The organism is Paenibacillus sp. SYP-B3998 (genome assembly GCF_010820665.1).
In the GTDB taxonomy this organism is placed as follows: Bacteria; Bacillota; Bacilli; order Paenibacillales; family NBRC-103111; genus Paenibacillus_E.
The window spans coordinates 174,033-199,185 of the sequence record NZ_JAAIKC010000009.1 but is presented as its reverse complement, the minus strand read 5'-3'; the positions used below and the strand labels follow the sequence as shown (position 1 = coordinate 199,185).

The following is a 25,153-nucleotide window of genomic DNA, read 5'->3' as shown; positions in this document are numbered from 1 at the left end:
TTTTTGGTGGTTTTCCGCTAATTATCTGGCATTTCGTGTACGAAAAAAGGAACCTAGCCAATGGCGTAGATTCCTTTTTTTGATGATTATTTAGGATTTGAGCGATGAAGGAAGTTGGGGCGTAAAGCCTTGTGTGGCAATCTTTTTTGTTAAGTGCGGAGATGAGATAAACCTGGAATTTGGAAAGCAACTTATCTCAATAAACGAAAAAAGGGCTCGGAGAAAGCAATATTTCCTTCTGCACCTTATTGTCGGTTGGATGCTTGGCTGCCGTGATATCTGGGTCAGACTCCTTGAAAAGTCAGGATTACGATCAATCCGATTCCACGATTTGAGGCATACATGCGTTTACTTCTTTTTGGATTAAGAATTTGCTCCGAATTGTCCAAGAAAGATGGGGACATTCCTCGGTATAAATAACACTAGCGCAAATAACCCTCCTCACAAGGGTTATTTGCGCTAAAAAAAAGGAACCCAGCCAACGGGGCCAGGTTCAAAGTTTATATATTAAAAAGGGGGTCTTGCTTATTATAATACCTTGCTAACATTATGAAACCATAACAGGAATATTTCAATTGTGTAACAAATTTGAAAGCGCTCTCTTCATTTGCTAATTAATTCTAACAATTTCGGTTGCACCTTGGAGAAGTGTGGCATATAATAAAACTATCTTATTTAGAATAATTCTAATTAAGCGAATGATTCTCACTATCACTCACAAATATAAAAGGAGGGGAACCGTATGGCTATCGAATACGACTACCATCATCTACACCATGTAAAGGAACAATCCAAATCCAGAAAAACGTTATGGATTACCCTCATATTAACGGCTTTCTTCACGTTAGTTGAAATTGTAGGGGGCGTTTTGTCCAATTCTCTTGCTTTACTTTCCGATTCTGCGCACATGATTTCCGATGTTATTGCCCTTGGGTTGAGCATGATTGCGCTGTATCTGGCTACGCATCAGCCAAATGCGCGATTTACGTTCGGTTTTCTACGATTTGAAATTATCGCTTCTTTTCTAAACGGTTTGGCGCTCTGTGTCATTGCTTTGGGGATTTTTATTGAAGGGGTTCAGCGTATCCTTCATCCGCAGCCGATTCAGCTTGGTTTGATGCTTGGAATTGCGTCCATTGGCTTTATTGTCAATCTGGTTCTCACCTTGGTGCTGCATAACAGTGTAAAAGAAGAGGACAATTTGAATGTTCAAAGTGCGCTATGGCACTTTTTCGGTGACTTGCTGAGCTCCGTTGGTGTTATCGTGTCCTCGATTATTATTTATTACACAGGTCTTCTCTGGTTTGATCCTCTAATTAGTATGGTTATTGGTGGGATTATTTTTATCGGAGGCAGCAAAATTATTCGCGAATCCTATTTGATTCTAATGGAATCCGTGCCGGAACATTTCAATCTGGATGAAATCCGCAGTGCCATCCGGAGCGTTGAAGGCGTAGAAGATGTGCATGAGATGCATCTCTGGGCCATTTCTACCGATCATTATTCTTTGACCGCGCATGTATTCATCGATTCCCATATACAACCGTTCTGCGTTATTCTCGCTGTCAATGAGACGCTGAAAAGCAAGTACGGTATCGAGCACTCAACGATTCAGATCGAACACGCCAATATTAACCCTCATGGGGAGTATGGCAAAGAGTTTCTCAAACATAAAGAAGAAACCAGGCGCAAGGAGCTTCTCACTTAATATGAACAAAAGAAAGACCGTTTGTGCTCTATGAGCTTAACGGTCTTTCTGCATTTGCTGTAGATTGGCGCGCAATCATCTTGAGCTCAATAAGCAGCTCGTGTCCTTTGGTTAATGCCAGATGCTCGTCCAGCAGCTTGACGCTGTCTTCGGTCAATTCTTCACCAATCTGCTTCATCAAAAAGGCTGAAACGAGACTGGTTTGCAGCTCCACCGGCATATCAAAGCTTGTAATAGCGGGAAAGCTCGCTTTGGAGTATAGCTCATTGTCCATGCCAATGAGTTGGACCTCCTCAGGCACGCGAATACCGCGAGCATGACACACCGCGAGAATCTCTAATGCCAATGCATCATTGAAAGCATAAATGCCAAGTGGCTTCTGCTCGCCACTCAGGCGCAATGCTTCATCTAGCGTACCTTCAACGCCGAGCTCTCCGGCATCTAGAATCGCATGGATGCTGTCTTCCGCATAGCTGCGAATGCCTGCTGTAAACCCCTGTATCCGCTGCTCGTTTGCACCGAGCCCCTTGCGTCTGCCCGCATAAACAATCGATCGGCAGCCATTCTCCTGTAAATGACGCACTGCTTCCTTGGAAGCTTGAGCGAAATCCAAATTAACCGCTAGCTTGACCGTATCGCTCGGCCACCCCCAGCCATTAAAGATCACTAGCGGTGTCCCTTCACCCACAAAATGCTGTGTAGACTCCATACTCATCGCCAAACCATGGCACACGAGCCCGTCCACTCTTCGCTGCAGCAGAAGCTCCAAGTGCCGCCGCTCAATCTCCGGGTTCATGCCAGCCGCTGAAAATATAGATAAATGATAACCGAAACGATGCACCTTCTGCTCCAGCAATTCCGCGAATCTACCGTAGTAGCCTCCAAAGTGTGGAATGATGAGCCCAAGCTCGTAGGAGCGGCGACGGCTTAGATTCGTTGCCATGACATTACGACGATAGCCAAGCTGCTCTACCGCTTCCTCTACTTTACGAATCGTCTCCTTGGCCATTGGTACCTTCCTGCGATTCAGCACATTAGAGACGGTGGCAATGGAAACGCCAGCTTCCTTGGCAACCTCGACAATTGTGGGCAATTTATTGCTGTTTTTCATGTATCTACCCTCTTTATCCTTCTTAAAACGCTTTAATTTGATTTTATCGGTAAGCCAAACTCTCGTCAAATAGGATCGTATACAAAAGGCCCGACACCCTGGAGCTTACACAGGGTACCGAGCCTTATTTTAATGGAGCTGCACGTCTTTAGCTTACACGCCCAGCCATTTTTTGAACAAATGCTTCGTTGTATCGGCATTCAAAGCTGCGATCGAAGTTGTAAGCGGAATGCCTTTTGGACAGGAGCGTACGCAGTTCTGCGAGTTTCCGCAGCCTTCGATACCGCCATCGGTCATCAGCGTATCCAGACGCTCATCTTTGTTCATTTCACCTGTTGGGTGAGCATTGAACAGACGAACTTGAGAAAGAGCAGAAGGTCCGATAAAGGAGTTCTTATCATTTACATTCGGGCAAGCTTCAAGACATACACCGCAAGTCATACATTTGGACAGTTCGTACGCCCATTGACGTTTAGACTCAGCCATACGAGGACCAGGTCCAAGATCATAAGTTCCGTCAATCGGAACCCATGCTTTGACTTTCTTCAGTGCGTTAAACATGCGTCCACGGTCGATGACAAGGTCACGCATAACCGGGAATGTGCTCATAGGAGCTACACGAACCGGCTGTTCTAGTTTGTCCACAAGTGCAGAGCAAGCTTGACGCGGTTTGCCATTGATGACCATCGAGCAGGCGCCGCATACTTCTTCCAGACAGTTGGATTCCCAACATACTGGCGTCGTTTTGTCGCCCTTCGAATTTTTCGGATTCCGTTGAACCTCCATCAGCGCACTGATCACGTTCATATTCGGACGGTACGGAACTTCAAACTCCTCTGTATAAGCTTTGGATTCAGGACTCTCTTGACGAGTCACGATAAACTTCACTGTTTTTTGTGGGGTTTGTGTCTCTGCCATGATTTAATGTCCTCCCTTTTTCTTTTCTGTGGAGTAGTCACGTTTACGTGGCGCAATCAACGAAACATCGATTTCATCGTAGCTGATTTTCGGGCCGTCTGGCGTCCAATCGGCAATCGTTGTTTTCATGAAGTTATCATCATCACGCTCTGGGAAGTCAGGCTTGTAATGCGCTCCACGACTCTCGTTACGCAGCAACGCACCGACAGTCATCGCCTCAGCCAGTTCGAACATATTCCACAACTGACGTGTAAAGGCAACACCTTGATTGTTCCAACGAGCGGTATCCGTGATGTTGATATTTGCATATCTTGCTTTCAAATCTTTAATTTTGTTGATCGTATCTTGCAGACGATCGTTATAACGAACAACCGTCATATTGGAATTCATCATATCGCCAAGCTCTTTGTGCAGCACATACGCGTTTTCCATACCGCTGTTCATTTTGAGCAAGCTTTCGTAACGGTCTGTATGACGTTTTTTCTCACGGTCATAGATCGTGGAAGAAATATCGTCAGCATGTTTTTCAAGGCCACGGATATACTCAACTGCTTTAGGACCGGATACCATACCGTCATAGATCGCGGATACGAGCGAGTTTGCACCCAAACGATTTGCGCCATGATGCTGATATTCACATTCGCCCGCAGCGAACAAGCCCGGCACGTTCGTCATCATGTTGTAATCTACCCACATACCGCCCATGGAGTAATGAACAGCCGGGAAAATCTTCATTGGAATTTTACGCGGGTCATCGCCCATGAATTTCTCGTAAATTTCCATGATACCGCCCAGTTTAACGTCCAACTCTTTCGGATCTTTGTGAGAAAGATCCAAGTAAACCATGTTCTCGCCATTGATGCCGAGCTTCTGATCCACGCACACGGAGAAAATTTCACGCGTTGCAATATCACGCGGAACCAAGTTTCCGTAAGCAGGGTATTTTTCTTCAAGGAAGTACCAAGGCTTACCGTCTTTGTACGTCCAGATACGTCCGCCTTCGCCACGCGCCGACTCGGACATCAAGCGAAGCTTGTCGTCTCCAGGAATCGCCGTCGGGTGAATTTGAATCATCTCGCCATTGGCATATTTGACGCCTTGTTGGTAAACCGCACTTGCTGCCGTACCCGTATTGATAACGGAGTTCGTCGTTTTACCGAAGATGATACCAGGACCGCCAGTCGCCAAAATAACCGCGTCAGCCGGGAAGGTTTGCACTTCCATGCTGCGCAGATCTTGCGCTGCGATACCACGGCACACGCCATCGTCATCGATGACGGCACCCAGGAATTCCCAGTGCTCGAACTTCGTTACGAGACCTGCTGTTTCCCAGCGGCGCACTTGCTCATCAAGCGCATATAGCAATTGTTGTCCAGTCGTCGCACCTGCGAACGCTGTACGGTGATATTTCGTTCCGCCGAAACGACGGAAGTCTAGCAAGCCCTCTGGCGTACGGTTGAACATAACACCCATACGATCCATGAGGTGAATAATGCCAGGCGCTGCATCGCAAAGCGCTTTAACTGGCGGTTGGTTGGCCAAGAAATCTCCACCATATACGGTATCATCAAAGTGCTCCCATGTGGAGTCGCCTTCACCTTTAGTATTAACCGCTCCGTTGATGCCACCTTGCGCACATACGGAGTGAGAACGCTTCACCGGAACCAAGGAGAACAATTGCACGTGAACTCCGGCTTCCGCTGCTTTAATTGTCGCCATGAGTCCCGCAAGGCCTCCACCGACGACGATAATTTTCGAATTTGCCACTTTAGTTCACCCTCCCTAATGCCCGGTATGCGCTTCCGCAGGAAGCTGCTGAAATTGCGGATCTGTAAAAGCTGTCAAAGACATAATAAACATAACGGCCATAACTACGAATAACGCCATCCAGATGTATGAAGAAAAGCGTTGTGCACGCGGGCCAATTGTGATTCCCCAACTAACCAGGAAGGACCACATGCCGTTACAGAAATGGAAAGCTGCTGATACCGTACCAATAACATAAATCGTGAACATCACCGGATTCGTTGCAATATCATGCATCGTCATCCCTAGATCTCCATGCCCTACGTTACCCAGAGCAACCTGTAACCGCGTTTCGAAGAAATGCCATGCAACGAACAAAAACGTAATTACGCCTGTCACACGCTGCAGTAAAAACATTTGATTCCGGAAATACCCATAGCTGCTAACGTTGTTGCGAGCTTGATAAGCTACATACAAACCATAGACGGCATGATAAAGAAGCGGAAGCCAGATACCGAAGATTTCAAGAAGCAATACCAGCGGTAAACCGTTCAGCCAATTAATCTGATCTACGAAGGCAGCGTGACCTTTTGTCGCCTCATAGTTCGTGAGCAAATGCTCGATGAGAAAGAAGCCCACTGGAATTACACCAAGTAAAGAGTGGATCTTTCGAAAGTAATACGAATTACCCGTCATTAAACCTATTCCCCCCTAAATAATAACATCCGACATATTCAGACAAGCCACATATCATTGTACTCTCGCCGCAAACGAGCGTCAACCCAGAATCATTTACGCCTATTTTGCCAAAATCATGAACGTTTATGCAGGATTGACCCAAAAAATGTGAACATGAAAGTCACATATACATCGTACATCTTTCACGCTTATAATGGAAGTGCCGATTATTTATATACACTTATAATTTACACGCATATAGAAGCAAGGAGCTGCTCCCTATGGAACTTTTGGATGTTTTCGCCATTGTTGTCGAACAAGCAAGTTTAAATAAAGCTTCACAGATTTTAAACCTCTCGCAGCCAGCTCTTTCACGCAAAATAATGAAGCTGGAAGCTGAACTCGGACTCGAGCTCTTCATACGTAAAGGGAAGCGGCTAGAGCTGACGAAGGTAGGTCAAATCTGCTATGACCATGCATTGGAGCTGCGTCATATGGAACGCAAATTCATGCAAACCATTCAGGCTTACAGAGCGGAAGGCAATCATGTCTCCATGACGATCGGTGCTAGTCTGACCACGCTGCAAGCCACGCTCCCCGATTTAATTACGGATTATTTAAAAGATTTCCCGCTGACGGAGATCAAGCTGCTGACGGGCAAGACCCATGAGGTGGTCACCATGGTCAAAGAAAAAAAAGTCGATATCGGGATCGTCGCTTCGCTAATTAATAGCCCAGGGCTAAACTGCAAGCCTCTATTCGATGATCATCTATGTCTCGTCCTGCCATACGGGCATCCCTACTTTGATCGCCCTCGCATTGCCATAAGCGACTTGAATGAGCTGCCCATGATTCTCTTTTCCAAAGGCACTTGGTATCGCATTCTCATGGACGAATTGTTCCATCGATATTCTATTTTTCCCAATGTGCAAATGGAAATTGACTCTTTTGAAGCGATTATCCGCCTAGTTTCTACGTGCAAAACTGCAACCCTGCTACCCAAGTCCTATTTGCGCGAAGACCTCATTCAGAATAACGAGTTGATTCTACGCAACTTAGTCGAGCTTGAGCAAACGAAGCGGACAACGTCCCTCATCTTTTCGGAGAGCACTTCAGAGAATGTAGCCGTGATGAAATTCATTACACAAGCGATGTCCTACTTTGCTAAGCATAAATAAACCTCTAATCAGCTGCGCACGGTAAGAGAACCGCGCAGCTACTAGAGGCAGAGGAAAGCACTTACAAAACAAACTTATACCCAACCCCCCACACGGTTCGAATCCGTTTGGGCTCCTTTGGATTAACTTCAATTTTCTTACGCAGATTTGCAATGTGAACATCAATGGCTCGATCGGTTACGAAAGAATCAAAGCCGCGAACCGTTTGTAAAAGATCTTCCCGACTAAATACTCTGCCAGGATTTTTCAAAAAGCATTTCATGATCTCGAACTCAGAATAGGTTGTTTCGATCAAATCGCCGTGTACCCACATCGAGCGCGTATCCTGGTCAAGACTGACCAAATTGTCAGCGTCGCGTTCAGCAACCATAACGGCCGTATTTGATGATGGAGCGTTTGCTGATCGCTTAGGTTGGTATAGCTTGGAACGGCGAATCAACGCATGCACTCTAGCACTCATTTCATGCATGCTAAATGGCTTGCACATATAATCATCAGCACCAACTGCTAGGGCATTAACCCGTTCAACCACCTTATTTTTCATGGATACAATCATAATCGGTATTTTTGATATTTCACGAACTTGTTGACACAATTCAAGCCCATCCATATCCGGAAGGATGAGATCGAGCAAAATAATGTCAGGCCCGAATTGGTGAACAGCTTGAAGCCCATCTCTACCATTTTCATGACGAATAACCTTAAAGCCTTCCTCTCCTAAATACATCGAAACCATATCGCCAATCATCGCGTCATCTTCAATAACTAATACCTTATACATGCTGAGCCCACCCTTATCTTCGAAGTCCTCTATTAGAAATTTGCAAGGAAATCGTTAGGTCAGCTTTCGCTGAGTATACACAAGAAGAGATATTGTCGAAAAATGTTTGTCATAACGTTAATATACTATAAAAGTTACGGGCTCAACAAGATGAAATGTTAGATAACTGTTAAACACAAAAAAACGCTCTTTTCGACCCATTTGGTTGAAAAGAACGTTTTTTTTCGATTTATTTCCCTAAGTATCTATGCGGCCCCAGAACTTATCTCATCTTCATCCGCTTTAACTTCCAAGCCGAGTTTACGAGCGACATACGCTGTTGTACTTGCTTGAAATAAGATAGTAATCAGCACAGCTAGGAACGTGACACTGGCAATTAATTCACTGTGTTCCACACCCATCCCTGCTACCATCCCACACAAGGCCGCGGGAATGACCCCTGTTTCTCGAACCCAGAACATAAACACAATTTCATTCCATTTCCATTTTGCTTTACGATCTGGCAGCGTACAAACCAATACCGTCAGTGGACGTGCAATAAACATAAAGACGAAAATAACGCCTAGGCTTGTCCAGAAGTGCTCCAAGATTACAGTGAAATTTACTTGACTGCCCAGGAGGATGAAAATAAGCATCCGCATAATCACCGTAATATTTTCCGAAAAGTGTTCCATCTCATGCAGCTTGTCATTCATGTCCAGCTTGAAGGTTCTCGCATTCCCCCAAATGAGGCCTGCTGTAAAAGTGGCCATGAAGCCGCTGAAACCAAGCAGTTCTCCAGCTATGTACGCCCCCAAGGAAGTCACGACCATGGCAATGGTTGCATAGTCCCGCAGAAATCCGAGCTTCATATGCGCCGTAATGTAAGTCATGACATAGCCAATCACGCCACCAAGAAGCAGTCCGCCTAACGCTGTTTTCACAAACTCACTGACGCCAGATGTGAGGGAAACCCCTTGGGTTCCTAAAATAACAGCTAACAGTGAAAAGGTAAGTATCGAACCTGTCGCGTCATTAAAGGCAGACTCGCTCTCTACGGTTTCCCTTACTTTCGTGCGAATACGCACTTGCTTAAAGACTGGAATGAGGGTTGCTGGATCCGTAGAACTGATAATAGCCCCAAGTAATAACGCATAAAGCCACGGGAGATCTAAAAGTAAATGAGCTGTAATTGCAACAGCCCCACAAGTGACAATCACCCCTGGTATGCTGAGCAAGCTCACCGTTAGCCATACCTTGCGCAGACCGGATAGCCGGATATTACGACCGCCATCGAATAAGATTAAGGTAGAGCCAATAACAAGAATAAATTGATTCGTAAAAGAGGTGCTGGCCTCATCAATCCAGTGAAGACCTTGTCCGATTAGCATACCTGCTACCAGGAAGAGCGCTACATCTGGCAACTTCAGTCTTTGAGCGATCTTACCAAACAACATGCCCAAACCGAAAATTAAAACAAGCAGAATGATGACATGGTCAATTAGAAGTGAAGTCGCATTTTCCATTAGCGAATGACTTCATTCTCAAACTCATCAATTTGATCGTTTGTACCAATGATAACCATAATATCATCCTCATTAACGACATCCGTTGCTGTAGGGGCAATGATGACGCCTGTTTTTTTATTAATTGCTACGACACTGCAGCCATACTTTGCGCGCGGATCCAAGTCTTTGATGGAATACCCACAGATCCGTTTAGGAACGGAAAGCTCAGCAATCGTATAATCCTTGGATATCTCGATGTAATCCAACAAATTAGGAGAAACAAGTTGATGCGCTACGCGAATGCCCATGTCCCGCTCCGGGTAAATAATACGATCTACACCGATTTTGTTCAAAACCTTACCATGCAGCTCAGATAACGCTTTGGCAACAACCTTCTTAACACCTAAATCCTTTAGCACAATCGCCGTTAAAATACTAGATTGAATGTCATCTCCAATCGCGACAACCGCGCAATCAAAATTACGCAAACCGAGCGACTTCAGAACTTCTTCATCCGTTGCATCGGCCACGACAGCATGGGTCAGCTCGGAGCTGAGCTCGTCTACCGCTTCTTCATCCTTGTCAATGCCAAGCACTTCATAGCCAAGCTTGATAAGCTCCTGCGAAATACTTGCCCCGAATCGGCCCAAACCGATAACTGCATATTGATTTTTCATGTTTCTTTTTCCCCTATCCAATGGTAATTTTCCCCTCAGGGTATCTATATAATTCTTTCTCTTGCTTCGGTTGTAAGGCATACGCAAGCGTAATGGGTCCCAGACGTCCAGCGAACATCGTCAAGCTGATCATGATTTTGCCGAATGTCGTCAGATCCGGTGTAAGTCCCATCGTCAAACCTACCGTACCGAAGGCAGAAGTGACCTCAAACAAAATTTTGAGGAACTGCGAGGACTCGGTTGTAGAAAGCAGCATCGACACGAATATAACCAGGATTAAGGCAATCAACGTAAGCGTAATCGCTTTGAGGATACGATCCTTCGCCAAACGGAAGCGGAAAATCACGATGTCTTCTTTCCCTCGAACCATAGTCACAATCGCGCTTATCAAAATGGCGAAGGTCGTCGTTTTGATCCCACCCCCTGTAGAGCCTGGAGAGGCGCCAATGAACATAAGGATAACGATGAAAAATTGTGTTGCTTGACGCATCCCACCGATATCAACCGTATTCGGACCGGCCGTTCGCGGCGCAACAGATTGAAAGAAGGAGGCAAGCACCTTGCCGCCAAAATCAAGTGAGCCTAGCGTCTTGGTATTCGTGTACTCGAAAATAAAAATAACAACAGCACCTAAAATAATCAGCAGCCCGGTCATGCTGAGAACGACCTTCGAATGCAGGGTAAGCTTCTTCGTTTTCCTGTAATCCATGACATCGGACATCACGATAAAGCCGATACCCCCAAGCACGATAAGCGCCATAGCCACGAAGTTCACTACGAAATCGTTCGCATAGCCAGTAAACGAGACGAAAGGCGCATCAACCGTTCCAAATAAATCAAACCCGGCATTATTAAACATCGAGATCGCATGCCAAGTTCCGAAGTACAATGCCTTAGAAAATCCTAAATCAAAGGTCCAACGAATTGTAAAAATAACTGCTGCGACAGCCTCAATCACAAGCGAATAAATAATAACCTTGCGGATAAGCCGCACAATGCCTTCCATGCTTCCTTGGTTAAAAGCCTCTTGCAAAACGAGCCGCTCTTTGAGCGTGATTTTTTTGCGGAATGCAAATGCAATGAGTGTGGACATGGTCATAAAGCCTAACCCGCCAATTTGGATCAAGCTAATAATAACGACTTGCCCAAATGTCGTATAAGCGCTTCCCGTATCCACCACAACAAGCCCTGTTACGCAAGTTGCCGAAGTCGCCGTAAACAATGCATCAATGAAAGCGATAGATTGTCCAGTTGCTGAGGCAAAAGGAAGTGTTAGGAGCCCCGCTCCAATAAAAATGATAGCAGCAAAACCAAGCACCAAAATTTGCGGCGGTGTAAGCTGCCAAATGCTGACCTTTTTCTTCATAATGCCCCCTGTGCATGCAAAAAAGACACTGGAAATCCAATGCCTTAATCGGTATGGTTCCTAACGTAAAGCCTACGAGGTTAGCTGACGGATTCGGATGCGCGGACCACCCTATTTGCCAGACCTAGGCCTGAAGCAAAATTCACCCCATTTACATGGTTCCCCCGTTTTCATAAAGAAATTCGGCTTTTTATTCAATTGATATGAATTATATAACTGTTTTCGTCTACATACAAAGTTTATTTCAGCCGATTTAAGAGAATATGCCAATCCAATCGAGCTCTTGCCCTCATTTCCAGTATTTTTGACCGAATTGGCTTTCTTTTTAAACTGTGATAACTTTGTAGTAACTCATTGTAAGGGGACTGATCTATGCTTCAACCGAGGTTGAATCGATTACTGCTTCTACTCGCTTGTATAGGTATCGTTATGTATGTCGGTGTCAATGCGTTATATGGGCTTCGAGCCGAAGAAACAACATCCACAGAGAACCCTTCAATAACGAAGCAGCAAGCAGCGGATAGCGCAGTACAATTTATTACTGATAGATACGGGGCTCATAGCCCGAAAGCCTTTGTTGTTTACCAATCTAAAAAAGGGAGAAGCGGTTATTTACAAAAAGAAAATCTCTCCGAAGCCTACGCAAAAAAATATGGAGAGCGCTTCCCTATTGATTATTATCAAGTTAGTGTTGTAGATCCCGTCTCAAAACTACATTATGAAGTCGAGGTTAACTACACGAATGCCAAAATCATCGGTTGGAGCGAAACCAATACGGTGAGCACCGCGATGAGCAAGCAGAAGGCCGATATTTTGGCGAAACAGGAAATCCGCAGCCAAGGGCTCAATCCAGATGATTTCATCGCGATCGAGAAGCCTGCGGATCAAGAAGCAATAGGCACAACACTGTTTTACGAGAAACAAACGGATCCTGTTGGCAAGGCGAAATTGCAAGTGCGCCTCGATTTCAATGATAAAGCTTTAATTGGTTTTAACATCCTTTTCAGTGTGCCCGCATCCTATCAAGCTTGGCTTGATCAGCAAGACCGTTCAGCTGCTATCATGACCTGGATTTCTATGGGCTTCACACTGCTCATGTCTCTTGCGGCCATTATTTATGCTATTAAATTTCGTAAACAAATTGACTTTCGTCGCGGACTACTCTTGACGCTGATTTTCATCACCATCTATATCACGAATAACATCAACATGTACCCAGCGTTTAAATCGATGGCCGGTTCTGTTAATGGCGACATGGCAACCCTTGTGGCATCGTTGTTCATGAATTTAGTCACTATGCTGCTCGGCATCTCGCTTTATCTAGCCCTAGCCGCTGGTAACGGGCTCTGGGAATCGATTGGCTCTAGGCCTTGGCCATCATGGAAAGAGCGCGCTTTTGGCCAGGAAGCTTTCTACGGAATGGGTCGTGGCTATTTACTTGCGCTCTTCATCTTAGGCGTTCAACAAGTATTGTTCTATGCAGGCGAGGTAAATTTCGATGTGTGGGCGGTGAATGATCCGTCTGACTCCATGCTGAATATGCTGGAGCCCCGCCTGTTCCCGCTTATGGCGTGGGTCGCGGCCATTTCAGAAGAAGCAACTTACCGACTTCTTGGCATCATGTTATTCAAAAAATTATTCCGTTCTAATTTTATCGCGATCATCGTGCCAAGTATCATTTGGGCGGCAAGCCACACGCAATACCCGATCTATCCGGTTTATACCCGTCTCATTGAAGTAACAATCATCGGCATCATTCTCGGTTACGTGTTTCTAAAGTATGGCTTCATAACAGCCGTATTTGCCCATGCTTGCATGGACAGCATACTGATGGGCATGTCCCTCTTTTCCTTAGGTCGGGTAACCGATGTGTTGGCAGGCATTTTCTATATTGCACTGCCTGCGCTTGTCGGACTTGCGCTCGCTTGGCTGCACGGAAAAAGGCGGGGCCCCCTTACTCCTGGGGAGCCGCCGCCTCGCCTTGAAGCGCTTTGAGAATCTCGCTTGCCAGCTTTTCACCAATACCCAGAGGCTTGAAGTCTGCGACTTCAGCCTCTTTTATTTTACGTACCGAGCCAAAATGCTTCAGCAGCGCCTTTCTCCGCTTCTCTCCAATGCCAGCAATGGCATCAAGTTGGGAGACGACCATAGATTTCGCGCGCGTCTCTCGATGGAACGTAATCGCGAAACGGTGAACTTCGTCCTGGATGCGTTGGAGCAAATAGAACTCCTGACTATCCCTTGGCAGTGGCACGATTTCGGCTGGGTCTCCGATCATCAGCTGAGCGGTTTTATGCTTCGCATCTTTCACAAGGCCGCAAATGGGGATGAACAATCCTAACTCATTTTCCAAAACATCAATGGCTGCCGAGATTTGCCCCTTTCCACCATCGACTACAATGAGGTCCGGCATCGTAAGATGATCCTTGAGCACTCGTTCGTAACGGCGGCGAATCACTTCACGCATCGTTTCGTAATCATCGGGACCCTGCACCGTTTTCACTTTGTACTTTCGGTATTCCTTCCGATCCGGTTTCCCATCGACGAAAACGACCATGGCTGAAACCGGATTCGTTCCTTGAATATTTGAGTTATCGAACGCCTCGATGCGGCGAATTGTGCCCGTACCCAACCATTCGCCAAGATTCTCGACGGCTTTGATCGTGCGACGTTCATCGCGTTCCACTAAACGGAACTTCTCATCAAGCGCATTGCGCGCATTGTCCTTGGCCATATCGACCATTTGCTTCTTCAAGCCGCGCTGCGGGAAATGAACCTTTACCTTCAACCAAGATTCCAACGCATCGCGTACGTCCTTCTCCTCGGCTTCGACGCTTGCTGTGCTCTCCGTTAAAGGTGCCTCTTGAGCTTCGTCAATTTCGGATTCGGGGGCGGCGTTATTTAAACCCGTTACCTGATCTGCATATTCCGCAGCTTCCATTCGTGCAGCAGGCGCTTCACCATTCCCCTCGCCGACTGCTGCCTCTACACTGGCTGCAGCAGTGGCTTCTGCGCCTGGTATGCCTGGTATGCTCGGCAGAAAGATTTCCTTAGGCAGCGCAGGGTTATCGCTGTAAACCTGCGTAACATACGTGATGAAATCATTGTATTCATCACCATAGTAAGGAAACAGCGATACGTGCCGCTCGATCAGCTTGCCCTGACGCATATATTGGATATGCACAGCCATCCAACCCTTATCGACCGCGTAACCGAACACATCGCGGTCCACGGCATCCTTCGTCGTGATCTTCTGTTTCTCCATCACGGCATCGATATTCATGATATGATCGCGAAGCTCCTTCGCGCGCTCGAAGTTCAGTTCCTCGGCTGCGACAAGCATCTTTGTCGTCAGTTCATCTTTAATCTCGTTGTGTCCACCGTTGAGGAAACGAGTGATCTCCTGCACCATCCGCTCATTGGTCTCCGCGGATACCTCATACTCGCAAGGGGCCAGACACTGCCCGATATGATAGTATAGGCATACTTTATCGGGTATCGTCTTACACTTGCGGAGCGGATATAACCGATCCAGCAGCTTCTTCGTCTGCTGAGCTGCGAAAGCGTTCGGATAGGGGCCGAAGTACTTCCCCTTATCCTTATAGATACGCCGCGTGACTTCCAGACGCGGCTGCTCTTCATGCGTTATTTTGATGTATGGGAATGTCTTATCGTCCTTCAGCAGTACATTATAGCGCGGATGATGCTGCTTAATGAGGTTACATTCCAGAATCAAGGCTTCCATATTACTGGAAGTAATTATATATTCAAAGTCGCGGATTTCGCTGACTAGTCTTTGCGTCTTCGCGCTGTGGCTGCCTGTGAAATAGGAGCGCACTCGATTTTTCAACACTTTAGCCTTGCCTACATAAATAATGGTACCTTCGCGGTTTTTCATTATATAGCAGCCAGGTTTATCTGGAAGCATGGATAGCTTGTGCCGGATAACTTCTAAGCTCTGCTCTCGAACTGCCTCGTCTTCTTGTTCGTTCACGAAACGATACCCCTTTCCAGCGAACCTATCCCCCATAAGCGAAGAAATCCTTAAACTTCCTAGTCTCTCAAATGGGAATCCGTTATTCACGAAAGCTCGCCCGCGTAATATTGTACAACAAAAAAGCTCTTTCTCAGCATAGCAGAAAAAGAGCTTTTTCTCACGTTATTTCTAGAACAAGTGTTTGATTATTCGATTATTGGTGACGAGTTACTACATTTTTAAGAGCATCTTTGGATTGGAAGCCAACCACTTTATCAACAGGCTGTCCGTCTTTGAAAACGATCAGTGTTGGGATACTCATAACGCCAAAGCGAGCAGCGGATTCCGGGTTGTCATCCACGTTTACTTTTGCGATTTTCAAAGAATCTAATTCATTATCAAGTTCTTCCAGAACTGGAGCGATCATTTTACAAGGTCCACACCAAGGTGCCCAGAAGTCTACAAGTACTGTACCTTCTCCTTCAACTTCTGCTTTGAAATTGTTATCAGAAACATTCACGATTGCCATGATAGTTCCTCCTTCTAAACGTAGATTTGATTTATAACATCAAGTAGTTAAGAGCTACCGATGAACGTTAACATGTAAAGTATACCACATTAGTGGGTCATTTCAACCAAGCCGCTGGCTATGGATGGCTGGCATTTCCGCTAATTCCCAATCGGACTCACAGGCTGTCCATGAAGCCGTTGGTGATCGATATAAGCGATTCGATCCTTCAGATTCGCTTGGAGCAGCTTTAGCATTTCCATCTGTTGCTCGATCTCTTTCAGCTTTTCTAAATAAAGAGGCAGCAGATCATCGCACAGGGACTCTTGATTTTTCATTACACAATTGAGAAAGCTCTCAATCTGCTCTGTAGTAAACCCCAAGCTTAAATAAAACTGGATGGTCTTGACGCGTTCCACAGCCATCTTGTTGAACACCCGATAACCGTTATCCTCTCGCTCCGTTACAATTAACCCTTTTGTCTCATAATATCTCAAGGAGCGAATGCTGGCGCCGGTAAGCTTGGATAACTCACTAATTCTCATGGTGTTCACCTTTTTCCTTTTCCCTCTTGATCAAGTAAGGATGCTTTTATTGTAAACCATGACACTAATGTTATAGTCAAGCGTTTTTTTCTTTTTTTCGTATTTATCTGTTCATGTTTACACAATTGTCACTTCAACCGCTTTACAACTTTCGAGAAATTTGGGTATACTAAGCTTACGAATGTCGGACATAGGGGGTAACACTCATGAGCGATTCTAAACACCCTGAGCTTCATGTATATGAAGAGCCGCGTAATGATTTCATGGATGTAGGCATTGGCTTTGGCGCTTTTTTCGGAGTGCTTTTGCTTGTCGCAGTCATTGCGACTGTTATTCAGGTTATGAAGTAAAAATTTAATATTTATGTAAAGAACCTCTTTGTAATTGATGCAAAGGGGTTCTTTTTAATGTAAAATGTCCTTACGAGAACTAGACCATCAGAAGGAGACTACTCACACCTATGATTCAAGTCCAAGCGGAACGACAGAAGTTACTCACCTACACTGGTCTAACGAATGAAGACCTCCAACTGCTGAAAAGCAAAAAAGAAGAGTTCATGAAGATCGTTGATGTATTAGTGGACCAACTATATGCAGACATTATTTGTGTTCCTGAATTAGTCGCTATCATTGAAAAGCACAGTACCATCGAACGATTGAAAGAAACCCAGCGTTGGTATTTCATGTCCATGACCTCAGGAGTGATTAACGACGAGTATATTAGTAAGCGGCTTCATATTGGCAAAGTACACTCCCGGATCGGTCTTACGACTTCATGGTACCTAGGCACTTATATGAAATATACGGATCTTGCTCTCATGCACTTCAAGCAGATAATGCCTGAGGATTGGGGCAAAGTCATCCACTCCCTTAGCAAAATGTTCAACTTGGATTCTCAACTTGTGCTCGAAGCGTATGAACACGACGAAAAGCACAAGATCCAAGCACTTGCTGACCATCAGGAAACTATACTTGGCACGATCAGCCGCGCCGTTCAAGACCTTGCTTCGATGATGGTCGAGCTCAATGGAAGCAGCCAGTCCGTGGCAGACACTGCGATTCAGACCGCCGAATCCCAAGAGTCCTCCAACCAACACATCGATGATTTGCACAATGAGATCAAGGATATCTCCAAAATGGGCTCTGTGATGAAAGAGATTTCCGATCAGACCCACTTGCTCGGGCTCAACGCAGCGATAGAGGCTGCTCGTTCAGGCGAGCATGGCCGTGGCTTCGAGGTAGTCGCCAATGAAGTCCGCAAGCTAGCTTCCCATTCAAGAGAAGCATTGGATCAAATTCAAACGAAGCTGAAGCTGATCGCCAAAAAGCTTGAAATCGTCAAAAAAGGCTCCGAGGAAACTACACTCTATGCCCGTACGCAAGCGGCAAGCGCACAAGAATTAACTTCCTTCGTACAAATGATCGAAAATGTTACAGCCGAGTTAGAGCAGCTTAAGAAGAAATAACCTTCAAACCAATAAAAGCTGCACCCTGTGAGAGTAAACTCTCGTAGGGTGCAGCTTTTATTTCCCTCGTTTGTTTGTGCCTGTTACATTCACCACATCCACAAAAGGGCGAATTCGATCCATAATCCGCTGTCCTTTGTACTCTTCATCTCCGTCTTTGTTGGTGAAGCTAAAATGCTTCTCCAATCCAGAGAGCTCATAGTTGGAAGTAAAGAACGTCGGCTTCCGATTCATCCGGTAATTTACTATCGCGCCAATCACGTGGTCGCGCAGCCATGGATTCAAGTTCTCCGCGCCAATATCGTCAAAAACGAGTAAATCTGTATCCTTCAGAAGGTCAATGGTTTCCTTGAGCTTATAAGGCTCTTGAAACATCCCCTTCAAGTCCTCAGCAAAATCGGGCATATAAACGATAGCGCCAGTCATACCTACTTTAGCAAGCTGATGCAGCATATACCCCATTAAGAATGTCTTCCCCGTACCGAACGATCCGGACAAATAAAGTCCTCGCGTCTGTAGGCCTTCTTCTATGGTCAACGCTACGTAATCATTGATTTGAGTAACAGCCTTCGAGCGGTCCAAATCCATTTTAATAATGTCTCCAAAGGAGTAGCTTTGGTTGATGATGCTTGGATCCACATGGAAAGTACGTATCCGGCTGTTAATCGCATCTTGGATTAGCTTCCCGGTAAATTTCTTGCAAGCCACTTTTTCTTCATGTATGAATGCTTTTTCATTAACCGACTGAGCCGACAAGATCGTGTAATGGCCCGTCATATCATTCGGACACCGTTCCAAGCCGGGACAGTTCGAACAGCTTTTGAACTCAGTCACATGCTGATACAGCTTGTTCATATTAATTTTGATCGTATAATCATCGACAAACGGGAACTTTTGGCGAAATTTATGAATGAGGGGGTCGTCCATGACCAGCCTAATCTTGGTTTCCGCTTTTCTTCTCCATTCCGTTTCGGGCATCGATTTCAGTAAGTGAGATAGGGACTCCATGCATCAAATACCTCCTAAGCATGTTGCTTATGGCAAGCATAACCGAGTGTTCCGTAAATAACGTACACGAGGGAACCATCCGGGCTGTACCCCTAGCTTTTACGGTTAAATCGCTCATCCAGCTTTTGGGCTTTCCTCAGCGCTGCTTCCATCTCTTCATCTGTCAGCCTTGAGGAAGCTGCTGCTCCCGCATCAGGCACCACAATCGGGATGTGCGGCTTCTGCGTTTTACCTTGGCGTCCGCGTGTTACGCCACCGCCACCCGCTTTAGCCGCCTCCACTTTGGACGCAGCCTTCTGCTTGTAGCTGATCTTCTCGCGCACATATTCAACCGCTTGCTCGTAGGTGACGATTTGTTTGCCTAACATATCCGAGGCTACGGCTTCTATAGACGACTTAGCCCACGAACGACGATCAATATGCAGAAAATGAATCAAAACATTAATGACTTCTTCATGCAATTTATAATTCAAATCAATTTTCTCAAAAATATTAAGTACGCCGTCAGGGATCGAGCCCTGTGTGAAAAACATTTTTAGAACAGCCGTGTAGGGTTCGTTACGCATGATGTAATTATACTGATGATCTGTGCATTCGCCCCGCAGCTGCTGCGGCACTTCCAAATAATACTGCATTTCTACCGACTTCTCGTCAGCATGCTCCTCCGTACCTGCATGATCCTCGCCCTGCCCTCTTTCTTCCGATCGAGCCAAGGTACGCTCCCGCTCCTCGCCGCGCTTCTTGGTTTGACGGTAGAACAAGTTCGCATTATATTGCAGTAAATCCATCTGCAGCTCGCCATCTTCAGCAAACACGCCATCCTCGTCGAGCAAGCGGCACGTCTCCTGCAAGGACAAGTTATACTTCTTCGCAACAATATTAATAGCCGCCATCTGTTCAGGGGCATGCTTGAGTGCCTCGACGAATACTCGATTACTTGCACCTCGGGGAAACCGCATAATGATGTCGGCATACTTGAAGCCCTTCGTTGTTACATCGAGCTTTGCATCAGGCTGCTTCGTTGCAGAAGCCTCATAGAGCGCCTGTTCCAACTCATAATCAATCACCTGCGTATTGAGGCGAAATAGGTCATAGAATGGCACTGACAAATTCTCTTCACTCGCATCTTGGCACTCTTCCGGCTCTGGGGAAAGCAGCTCTTCTCGAAGGGAAAGCAGCATGAACTTTCCGACCTTATCGCGAAGCAGCAGCGTTAAATGCTGATTCCGGAAAAATTCGTTCGGTCCTAGCGGCGCAGACAAGGTGTACTCAAAAATATAATCTTCTTCGCTTGCTAGAAACTTCCGAGTCGTCTGAAGCAGTCCAATCGCCTCCAGCTTAGAGGATTGCTCGATTAAGTACTTGCGTCCTCTCTCGCCATGCTCTAGCTCAAGCAGCATAAACAGCTTCCGCTGCTGCTCCAACGGGGAATACCCTACTTTCTCAGCGCTAATCTGCTGATACAGCAATTGATAGAGGCTTATTGCGTAGCCGCCTATCATCGGTTGATACATAATAGCAAGCATTTTATAATCTAGGCTGCTCAAAGAGAAATCCCTACTTACGCAAAAGCGGTGATTTTCCGTAAAATGCAGCATATTGGTCATTCGCATCCTGTTACAGCACCATCCTGCCTTGATCCAAATCAAGCTTAGCTTTGCAGCTTTCTCTTCTATCAGTCTACCACAAAAATCGACACGCTTGGAATGAATCAGACAAAAGATAATTTTTCCTGAAAGGAGAAAAACCAAATAACCATCTGTTTTTATACGAAAAAAACGCCAAACATAGGTTGGCGTTCGTTGTTAAATCAACTGTTTTAAGTCTATAGACTTGTGCTGTTTTCAAGCTCACTCTGCACGTACAGCGCAGGATTCAGCTTCTTAGCAATTTCCAAGTCGAGCTGCAAACGCTCCGTCTGCGGTTCATCCAAGCTTTCGATCCATAAGTGAATCAAACCATTCATTCGCTCCGCCTCTTTGGTCGGAATCTGATGCTGAGCATCCTTAATAAAATATAAGGAGCTGTGAGGAAGCCCGCTATGAAGCAAGTTCGCATAGCGAGTAAAACGACGGTCCTTCTCGCCATAAATGAGCAGTATCGGCGTCTGTATACGTCCGAGCCGACTTGTGCAATTATAAGTCTGCGAACATCTGTAATAGGAGCTGACCGTTCTATCAGCATCCATCAAAGAATCCTCATATAGATGTTGGAACGTTGCTTGCTTATCTGCGTTGCCATAAGTAATCGCTTTTACCAGCAACTTATGAAAGAGTCTTGAACCAGCCATTTGCGAAGCAAGCCAAATCAAGCTTTTGTTATAAACATCGCTTAGCTCCGACATGCCGCTTACTACGATGCCGCCTAGAAAACGCTTTGGCTCGTTAAGGAGCGCCTCTAGTACAATGGAGCCCCCGGTAGAATAGCCGCACAGGAATGCTCTTTCAATACCGAGAAAATCAAGCAATTGCCGAATATCTTCGACAATGAGCGAGTAGCTAAAAGCTCGCACAGTAGCCTCGCTTCTCCCATGACCTCGAATATCAAAAGTAATCACTTGATATTCCTTACAAAGCCGTTCATGCTGATAGGCAAAGGTCTGGGAGGTCAGCAGCGGTGGATGAATGAAAACGATCGGCATTCCTTCTCCAGAAATGTTATAGTTCAATGTCGTGCCGTTAACATAGGCATAAGGCAAAATAGATTCCTCCGATAGGTGAAGTTCATCTTCCCCCATAGCGTGACCATTTCTGCCGATATGTATGTTTCACTAGAACATTTTGAAGCCTCTGGTGCGAAGGGCCTTAATAGCAGAGCCACTTAGCACGGCACCGACGAATCCGCCGATAGCAGGAACAATATCAACGACCGTAAAGCTGTCACCGCTAGATAAGAACGAGGCTGACCCCATATACCCATAAATAACAACCCCTATGATCAAGGCGATATAGGCATAAAGCGGAAACCATGTTGTCTTCATCAACATATTCAAAATAAAGCCAAGTCCGAAAAATAACACCATCATCAAGACTGTGGCGATGACCATTTGCAACAAAAAATTCTCCCCCTTTGGATTATGCGCCAGTAACTAATCAGCTTCAAACGTGTAAGCGACAAGCTCTCTGTTGTAAATGCTTACCTCCCAATTGTAATCCACCGATTCTCGCAGGTAAAGTGTACACAAATTGAACATTTAAAGCTTCACCCTTTGTACATTTGCCCTTTCCCTATGAATTGGATACAATGTAGGAAAATCTCGAGCATAGGCTTTGCGTCTGTGCTTACGACCAAAGCTTCCCAAAGGAAGCTCTTAAGGAGGACTTTATATGAGTGAAGCCGTACAAACGCTAGAGGGCTGGTATGCGCTCCATGACTTCCGCTTAATAGATTGGAACGCATGGCATGCAGCAACGCCTCAGGAACGCAGACACGCAACCGAAGAGCTAAATACGTTTCTATCACAGTGGCAACAAGTTGAAAATGACAAATTAGGCAGCACTGCTGTTTATAGCATTGTAGGCCAAAAAGCCGACTTTGTATTCATGCAGTTACGCGAAACTCTAGAAGAATTGAATGATCTTGAGAACGCCTTTAATAAATCAAGCTTCGCGGCATTTACCATTCCTGTTTATTCCTACGTATCCATCGTAGAATTAAGCAGTTACTTGGCCAAACCTGGCGTTGATCCAGCGGAAGATCCTGAGATACAGGCTCGCTTGAAGCCTATCTTACCTAAAGCCAAGCATATTTGCTTCTATCCGATGAATAAGCGTCGTGACGGCAACGATAACTGGTACATGCTCCCTGCGGATGATCGCAAGACGCTGATGCGCAGCCATGGCATGATCGGTCGTACATATGCTGGTAAAGTCAAACAAATCATCACAGGTTCCGTTGGGCTGGATGATTGGGAATGGGGCGTTACCCTGTTCGCAGAGGACGCGCTTCAATTCAAAAAGCTTGTCTACGAAATGCGCTTCGATGAAGTCAGTGCTCGGTATGGCGAGTTCGGCGATTTCTACATTGGCAACCTGCTTACACCTGATAAATTCGCCCAATTGATTCAAATTTAATTGGCATCCCTTAAGAGTGAAGGACAATGTTCTTCACTCTTTTTAATTCCTCTTATTTGTTGCTCGTTACGGTATCGTCTAAAAAAAGACCGCATCCAGTATTTCGGACACAGCCTTTTGGCGTATATGTTAACTCATTATTCCTCATCTTCATCGTCACGAAGCGCAGCGGTTAGTTCAGCTTCCATCTGTGCCTTACGGGCCAGATACGCTTCCGTATCCCGATCACGCTGACGACCTTTTTCTTTCAATCGCTCAATCGCTGGCAAAATCAGAATATCAATTTCTTTTTGTACAACAGCAACATGATCGTAACGCTTCTCAGTCTCTAGAAAGTGACCAACTTCGATCAGCGCGTTGTAACGGTCCAGTTCATCACGGGTAAGAAGTCCTCTTACTTGGACACTGCAGTGCCTCATGGTTATTCCCCCAGTTGCTGATCGTAACTAGAAACGTCCTTTACGAATAACGAGCGGAATACCGCCGATGATATAGAGGTATCTCATATCGACCACTTTTTTCATCATTGCCGCAACATTTCCTTTAAGCTTGCGGGAACCAACAATACCAATCGCTTGGCCTTTACCCAAAGAAGCAACTGTTCCTTTGTTCGAGAACTTGAATGATTTCATTTGGGAACCGCGAATGGAAGCAATCAGGTTATGAGCAACAGCTTCCCCTTGCTGCATAGCGATCTGTGCAGTTGGAGGGAACGGTCTGCCTTCATCATTCATCACGATGGAACAATCGCCTACGACATAGATGTTATCGAATTGCGGCGCACGCAGGTGCTCATCCACTTTAATTCTACCGCGCATTGTTTCGAAGCCAGCTTCATCAAGCATGTGGTTACCGCGGATACCGCCTGTCCACACGACAGTAGCTGCTTTAATGAACTCATCCCCGGCAATAAGGACGCCTTCTGGTGTACATTCTTTAATCGCCGTACCGATTTTGAACGTAACACCTTTGTCAGTCAGGACTTTCATTGCGTACTCAACAAGCTCAGGATCAAATCCTGGTAGTGCCGTTGGTGCAGCTTCAATATTATAAATCTTCACTAAAGAGGGATCAACGTCAAATTCTTTGCAAAGTTCAGGAACGCGATCAGCTAATTCCCCGATAAACTCAATACCAGTAAATCCTGCTCCGCCGATTACGAAAGTCAGGTAGTCTTTACGATCCGGTTCACGCTTGTATTTAGCAAATTGATACTCAATATGCTCACGGATGAAACGAACGCTGTTAATACTGCGAATGTTTAATGCATTTTCTTTTAAACCTGGAATTCCGAATGTTTCTGCTTCGCCGCCAAGACCGATGACCAAATAATCATAGGAAAGAGTTCCGTCTTCCAAGATGACTTTCTTCTCGTGAGGACGAATTTGAGTAACCGTTGATTTCACGAAATCCACTTTAAATTCATCGATGAGTTTTAAAATGTTCACGCGTGCATTTTCAGGATTATCTGTACCCGCAGCAGGCATGTGAAGGTGGGTTGTAATGTAGTGATAGTCATGTTTATTGACGAGCGTGACATCAGCTTCATTGTAGTTCAATTCTTTCTGCAAACGAATTGCCGAAAGGATTCCGCCATAACCGGCTCCTAAGATGACGATTCTTGGTATTCTACTCATGTTTCTCTCACTTCCATATCCGATTTTATAGTCTCATGGTTTCTCTCTATTGTGAAAAATTACACAAACGGCTTCAAAAACAGCATATTGCCATTAGTTTGCGCTCGGCAAGATTAATTTATGATGAAATAGACTATATGTAACACAACTGCGCAAAGGCATTCTCATGATATAATATAATTTTCATAAGTAAATATCAAGTGCTATTTTGGCTTAAAATGGGACATTTCAGCGAACTTTGCTTGTTCAAACAAAGTAAGATTAACTTATCAAATCTATAAGGGATTTATA

The 25,153-nt window shown here is 45.5% G+C and carries 23 protein-coding genes and 1 riboswitch; of the genes, 6 read left to right on the top strand and 17 right to left on the bottom strand.

Translation table 11 applies throughout. The features are described 5' to 3' along the window. Nucleotides 1–742: 742 nt before the first annotated feature. Nucleotides 743–1,708 carry a cation diffusion facilitator family transporter gene (locus tag GK047_RS21145; RefSeq protein ID WP_163951427.1) on the top strand — a complete coding sequence of 322 codons (966 nt, stop codon included), beginning with the start codon at nucleotides 743–745 and terminating at the stop codon, nucleotides 1,706–1,708. 28 nt (nucleotides 1,709–1,736) lie between these two features. On the opposite strand, the gene GK047_RS21140 is transcribed toward GK047_RS21145, so the two are convergent. From GK047_RS21140 to GK047_RS21125, 4 genes are all read right to left on the bottom strand, one after another. Then, nucleotides 1,737–2,819 carry a LacI family DNA-binding transcriptional regulator gene (locus GK047_RS21140; protein ID WP_163951426.1) on the bottom strand — a complete coding sequence of 361 codons (1,083 nt, stop codon included), beginning with the start codon at nucleotides 2,817–2,819 and terminating at the stop codon, nucleotides 1,737–1,739. A gap of 153 nt (nucleotides 2,820–2,972) precedes the next feature. Beyond that, a complete protein-coding gene (gene sdhB, locus GK047_RS21135) occupies nucleotides 2,973–3,737 on the bottom strand; it encodes a succinate dehydrogenase iron-sulfur subunit (RefSeq protein ID WP_163951424.1) in 765 nt (254 codons plus the stop codon). A 3-nt stretch (nucleotides 3,738–3,740) separates the two neighbouring features. After that, on the bottom strand, nucleotides 3,741–5,504 hold the full coding sequence (sdhA, locus tag GK047_RS21130; RefSeq protein ID WP_163951421.1) for a succinate dehydrogenase flavoprotein subunit: 1,764 nt from the start codon (nucleotides 5,502–5,504) through the stop codon (nucleotides 3,741–3,743). 15 nt (nucleotides 5,505–5,519) lie between these two features. Further along, complete coding sequence (locus tag GK047_RS21125; RefSeq protein WP_163951419.1) at nucleotides 5,520–6,179, bottom strand: succinate dehydrogenase cytochrome b558 subunit; 660 nt, start codon at nucleotides 6,177–6,179, stop codon at nucleotides 5,520–5,522. Between the two features lie 263 nt (nucleotides 6,180–6,442). Between GK047_RS21125 and GK047_RS21120 the strand changes: the two genes are divergently transcribed. Then, nucleotides 6,443–7,339, top strand: coding sequence for a LysR family transcriptional regulator (locus GK047_RS21120; protein ID WP_163951417.1), 897 nt, complete (start codon nucleotides 6,443–6,445; stop codon nucleotides 7,337–7,339). A 61-nt stretch (nucleotides 7,340–7,400) separates the two neighbouring features. Here the strand turns inward: GK047_RS21120 and GK047_RS21115 are convergent, their stop codons facing one another. From GK047_RS21115 to GK047_RS21100, 4 genes are all read right to left on the bottom strand, one after another. Continuing rightward, nucleotides 7,401–8,120 carry a response regulator transcription factor gene (locus tag GK047_RS21115; protein WP_163951416.1) on the bottom strand — a complete coding sequence of 240 codons (720 nt, stop codon included), beginning with the start codon at nucleotides 8,118–8,120 and terminating at the stop codon, nucleotides 7,401–7,403. Between the two features lie 245 nt (nucleotides 8,121–8,365). Continuing rightward, nucleotides 8,366–9,625 (bottom strand): cation:proton antiporter, encoded by a 1,260-nt coding sequence (locus tag GK047_RS21110; RefSeq protein WP_163951414.1) that lies wholly within the window; start codon nucleotides 9,623–9,625, stop codon nucleotides 8,366–8,368. After that, a complete protein-coding gene (locus GK047_RS21105) occupies nucleotides 9,625–10,284 on the bottom strand; it encodes a potassium channel family protein (protein WP_163951411.1) in 660 nt (219 codons plus the stop codon). Before GK047_RS21105 ends, GK047_RS21110 begins: the two co-directional genes overlap by 1 nt. Nucleotides 10,285–10,297: 13 nt before the next feature. Beyond that, a complete protein-coding gene (locus tag GK047_RS21100; RefSeq protein ID WP_163951409.1) occupies nucleotides 10,298–11,650 on the bottom strand; it encodes a TrkH family potassium uptake protein in 1,353 nt (450 codons plus the stop codon). Between the two features lie 55 nt (nucleotides 11,651–11,705). After that, a riboswitch (cyclic di-AMP (ydaO/yuaA leader) is annotated at nucleotides 11,706–11,848 on the bottom strand. A gap of 174 nt (nucleotides 11,849–12,022) precedes the next feature. Between GK047_RS21100 and GK047_RS21095 the strand changes: the two genes are divergently transcribed. Then, on the top strand, nucleotides 12,023–13,645 hold the full coding sequence (locus GK047_RS21095; protein WP_163951406.1) for a CPBP family intramembrane glutamic endopeptidase: 1,623 nt from the start codon (nucleotides 12,023–12,025) through the stop codon (nucleotides 13,643–13,645). Here the strand turns inward: GK047_RS21095 and uvrC are convergent. From uvrC to GK047_RS21080, 3 genes are all read right to left on the bottom strand, one after another. Continuing rightward, nucleotides 13,605–15,578: an excinuclease ABC subunit UvrC gene (gene uvrC / locus GK047_RS21090; protein WP_240344083.1), complete on the bottom strand. Its 1,974-nt coding sequence runs from the start codon at nucleotides 15,576–15,578 to the stop codon at nucleotides 13,605–13,607. The genes GK047_RS21095 and uvrC overlap by 41 nt on opposite strands. Before the next feature lie 262 nt (nucleotides 15,579–15,840). Continuing rightward, nucleotides 15,841–16,155 carry a thioredoxin gene (gene trxA, locus GK047_RS21085; RefSeq protein ID WP_163951400.1) on the bottom strand — a complete coding sequence of 105 codons (315 nt, stop codon included), beginning with the start codon at nucleotides 16,153–16,155 and terminating at the stop codon, nucleotides 15,841–15,843. 140 nt (nucleotides 16,156–16,295) lie between these two features. Further along, nucleotides 16,296–16,679 carry a MerR family transcriptional regulator gene (locus GK047_RS21080; RefSeq protein WP_163951397.1) on the bottom strand — a complete coding sequence of 128 codons (384 nt, stop codon included), beginning with the start codon at nucleotides 16,677–16,679 and terminating at the stop codon, nucleotides 16,296–16,298. 206 nt (nucleotides 16,680–16,885) lie between these two features. Between GK047_RS21080 and GK047_RS21075 the strand changes: the two genes are divergently transcribed. Further along, a complete protein-coding gene (locus tag GK047_RS21075) occupies nucleotides 16,886–17,029 on the top strand; it encodes a YqzM family protein (protein WP_163951394.1) in 144 nt (47 codons plus the stop codon). A 110-nt stretch (nucleotides 17,030–17,139) separates the two neighbouring features. Next, a complete protein-coding gene (locus GK047_RS21070) occupies nucleotides 17,140–18,144 on the top strand; it encodes a globin-coupled sensor protein (protein WP_163951391.1) in 1,005 nt (334 codons plus the stop codon). 57 nt (nucleotides 18,145–18,201) lie between these two features. On the opposite strand, the gene dnaI is transcribed toward GK047_RS21070, so the two are convergent. From dnaI to GK047_RS21050, 4 genes are all read right to left on the bottom strand, one after another. Then, a complete protein-coding gene (dnaI, locus tag GK047_RS21065) occupies nucleotides 18,202–19,152 on the bottom strand; it encodes a primosomal protein DnaI (RefSeq protein ID WP_163951388.1) in 951 nt (316 codons plus the stop codon). A 92-nt stretch (nucleotides 19,153–19,244) separates the two neighbouring features. Further along, nucleotides 19,245–20,765 (bottom strand): replication initiation and membrane attachment family protein, encoded by a 1,521-nt coding sequence (locus tag GK047_RS21060; protein ID WP_163951550.1) that lies wholly within the window; start codon nucleotides 20,763–20,765, stop codon nucleotides 19,245–19,247. Between the two features lie 212 nt (nucleotides 20,766–20,977). Then, complete coding sequence (locus GK047_RS21055; RefSeq protein WP_240344074.1) at nucleotides 20,978–21,850, bottom strand: alpha/beta fold hydrolase; 873 nt, start codon at nucleotides 21,848–21,850, stop codon at nucleotides 20,978–20,980. A 72-nt stretch (nucleotides 21,851–21,922) separates the two neighbouring features. Further along, a complete protein-coding gene (locus tag GK047_RS21050; RefSeq protein ID WP_163951380.1) occupies nucleotides 21,923–22,207 on the bottom strand; it encodes a YuiB family protein in 285 nt (94 codons plus the stop codon). A 271-nt stretch (nucleotides 22,208–22,478) separates the two neighbouring features. On the opposite strand from GK047_RS21050, the gene hemQ reads away from it, so the two are divergent. Then, the gene (gene hemQ, locus GK047_RS21045) at nucleotides 22,479–23,225 is read left to right on the top strand and encodes a hydrogen peroxide-dependent heme synthase (protein WP_163951377.1); all 747 of its coding nucleotides are present in this window, start codon (nucleotides 22,479–22,481) and stop codon (nucleotides 23,223–23,225) included. Nucleotides 23,226–23,362: 137 nt separating this feature from the next. Here hemQ and GK047_RS21040 read toward each other — a convergent pair whose 3' ends face one another. Together GK047_RS21040 and GK047_RS21035 are read right to left on the bottom strand one after the other, a co-directional pair. Then, the gene (locus GK047_RS21040; protein WP_163951374.1) at nucleotides 23,363–23,644 is read right to left on the bottom strand and encodes a hypothetical protein; all 282 of its coding nucleotides are present in this window, start codon (nucleotides 23,642–23,644) and stop codon (nucleotides 23,363–23,365) included. Nucleotides 23,645–23,671: 27 nt separating this feature from the next. After that, nucleotides 23,672–24,862 (bottom strand): NAD(P)/FAD-dependent oxidoreductase, encoded by a 1,191-nt coding sequence (locus tag GK047_RS21035; protein ID WP_163951371.1) that lies wholly within the window; start codon nucleotides 24,860–24,862, stop codon nucleotides 23,672–23,674. Between the last annotated feature and the right edge of the window lie 291 nt (nucleotides 24,863–25,153).

Excerpts from the sequence above, each read along its gene's own strand:
- GK047_RS21100 (WP_163951409.1), bottom strand. The coding sequence starts at position 11,650 with ATGAAGAAAAAGGTCAGCATTTGGCAGCTTACACCGCCGCAAATTTTG.
- GK047_RS21080 (WP_163951397.1), bottom strand. The coding sequence starts at position 16,679 with ATGAGAATTAGTGAGTTATCCAAGCTTACCGGCGCCAGCATTCGCTCC.
- GK047_RS21125 (WP_163951419.1), bottom strand. The coding sequence starts at position 6,179 with ATGACGGGTAATTCGTATTACTTTCGAAAGATCCACTCTTTACTTGGT.
- GK047_RS21095 (WP_163951406.1), top strand. The coding sequence starts at position 12,023 with ATGCTTCAACCGAGGTTGAATCGATTACTGCTTCTACTCGCTTGTATA.
- GK047_RS21075 (WP_163951394.1), top strand. The coding sequence starts at position 16,886 with ATGAGCGATTCTAAACACCCTGAGCTTCATGTATATGAAGAGCCGCGT.
- uvrC (WP_240344083.1), bottom strand. The coding sequence starts at position 15,578 with ATGCTTCCAGATAAACCTGGCTGCTATATAATGAAAAACCGCGAAGGT.
- GK047_RS21120 (WP_163951417.1), top strand. The coding sequence starts at position 6,443 with ATGGAACTTTTGGATGTTTTCGCCATTGTTGTCGAACAAGCAAGTTTA.
- dnaI (WP_163951388.1), bottom strand. The coding sequence starts at position 19,152 with ATGGAGTCCCTATCTCACTTACTGAAATCGATGCCCGAAACGGAATGG.
- GK047_RS21070 (WP_163951391.1), top strand. The coding sequence starts at position 17,140 with ATGATTCAAGTCCAAGCGGAACGACAGAAGTTACTCACCTACACTGGT.
- sdhB (WP_163951424.1), bottom strand. The coding sequence starts at position 3,737 with ATGGCAGAGACACAAACCCCACAAAAAACAGTGAAGTTTATCGTGACT.
- GK047_RS21105 (WP_163951411.1), bottom strand. The coding sequence starts at position 10,284 with ATGAAAAATCAATATGCAGTTATCGGTTTGGGCCGATTCGGGGCAAGT.
- hemQ (WP_163951377.1), top strand. The coding sequence starts at position 22,479 with ATGAGTGAAGCCGTACAAACGCTAGAGGGCTGGTATGCGCTCCATGAC.
- GK047_RS21060 (WP_163951550.1), bottom strand. The coding sequence starts at position 20,765 with ATGCGAATGACCAATATGCTGCATTTTACGGAAAATCACCGCTTTTGC.
- GK047_RS21115 (WP_163951416.1), bottom strand. The coding sequence starts at position 8,120 with ATGTATAAGGTATTAGTTATTGAAGATGACGCGATGATTGGCGATATG.
- GK047_RS21110 (WP_163951414.1), bottom strand. The coding sequence starts at position 9,625 with ATGGAAAATGCGACTTCACTTCTAATTGACCATGTCATCATTCTGCTT.
- GK047_RS21040 (WP_163951374.1), bottom strand. The coding sequence starts at position 23,644 with ATGAGGCACTGCAGTGTCCAAGTAAGAGGACTTCTTACCCGTGATGAA.
- GK047_RS21140 (WP_163951426.1), bottom strand. The coding sequence starts at position 2,819 with ATGAAAAACAGCAATAAATTGCCCACAATTGTCGAGGTTGCCAAGGAA.
- GK047_RS21035 (WP_163951371.1), bottom strand. The coding sequence starts at position 24,862 with ATGAGTAGAATACCAAGAATCGTCATCTTAGGAGCCGGTTATGGCGGA.
- trxA (WP_163951400.1), bottom strand. The coding sequence starts at position 16,155 with ATGGCAATCGTGAATGTTTCTGATAACAATTTCAAAGCAGAAGTTGAA.
- GK047_RS21145 (WP_163951427.1), top strand. The coding sequence starts at position 743 with ATGGCTATCGAATACGACTACCATCATCTACACCATGTAAAGGAACAA.